The sequence below is a fragment of the Vibrio sp. 10N.261.51.A3 genome (assembly GCF_041471965.1).
In the GTDB taxonomy this organism is placed as follows: domain Bacteria; phylum Pseudomonadota; class Gammaproteobacteria; order Enterobacterales; family Vibrionaceae; genus Vibrio; species Vibrio crassostreae_C.
In genome coordinates this window covers 1-1,287 of record NZ_JBFRPK010000115.1, presented here as the reverse complement: position 1 = coordinate 1,287, position 1,287 = coordinate 1, and the positions used below count along the sequence as shown (strand labels likewise).

The following is a 1,287-nucleotide window of genomic DNA, read 5'->3' as shown; positions in this document are numbered from 1 at the left end:
GTGCTTATTATCCATACAAAGCATTTAAGAGTGATTCCCAACGCATGGTATTTTTCATTCCAGCGTTGGGTTTTGTGTTTACGGTGGTCTGGTTAGGTGTCGTGGTAGCGTTGCTCACACCTTAATGCGGCTACATGGATTCCCCCGGTTGTCAAACATCCGCTAAACTTATGTTGATGGGTTTTGGACTGCCGCTCTACATTCGGCCTACTTATCGACGATTCGCATACGTCGTGGCCCTGATGACTTGCGCGACTGCGGTGCCTTATTCGTTAGATGACATCTAGTGTGTCCGCCGCATTAACAGGCTCTCCGCAAGTGGTCTTAACCTATCTCCATCATTAGCGTCTGCAATGACCCGGTGGGTTTAACTCTCTATGCTGCTTAGGTTTCTACTTAAGCAGCATAGTTTTCATATTCGGTTTGATTGTGTAAAAGCGACCATATAATTCGTGCGTTCTTCGCGGCAAGTGCCACTATCGCTCGGTTCATTCCTCTTCGTTCTAGAACGCCTCGACACCACTGACTTAGCTTATCTTGCTTGTCGCCAAGGTTGGCAATGACTGTCCTTGCCCCGTGAACTAATAGTGTTCGCAAGTATTTGTCGCCGTGTTTGGTTATCCGACCTAAGCGAGGCTTTCCTCCCGTCGAATATTGCTTTGGTACGAGTCCTAGCCAAGCAGAGAAATCACGGCTTTTATCAAATTGAGAACCATTGCCTATCGAAGCAAGTATCGCAGTAGCGGTTTGCGGTCCAATGCCACGAACCTTCATCACTCGTTGAACATTAGCGCTGACCTTAGCAAAAGACTCGAAGACTTGTTCAGTATCGGCGATACGTTGATTCAACTCTCCAAGGTAGTGATAAGCATCGGCAATCACCGTTCTTGCGAGATGTGGCAGTTCATTTTCTGCATCTTCAAGCATTAAGGGAACGTGTTTCATCAATGAAGAGCGACCAACGGGAATGATCAACCCGAACTCAGAAAGTAGGGCGCGCATGCGATTCATAAGCGCGGTGCGTTCACGAACCCAATGCTCTCTCATTCTATGTACCGATAAGATAGCTTGTTGCTCGGGGGACTTAGCAGGCACAAAGCGAGTTGATGGCCGCTGAACAGCTTCGCATATGGCAACGGCATCATTAAGGTCGTTCTTTCCCTTGGTTCGATAAGGAATTACGTATTTAACAGCCATAATGCGGGTGTCGTGACCAAGTTTATTGAGTGTTCTTGCCTAATAATGTGCACCACCACACGCTTCAACACCTATACGCATGAGTGGCAT

The 1,287-nt window shown here is 47.5% G+C and carries 1 pseudogene; it reads right to left on the bottom strand.

The features are described from left to right. Window positions 1–396: 396 nt before the first annotated feature. Window positions 397–1,287: pseudogene (locus AB4371_RS21445) on the bottom strand (IS110 family transposase); the annotation flags it as partial.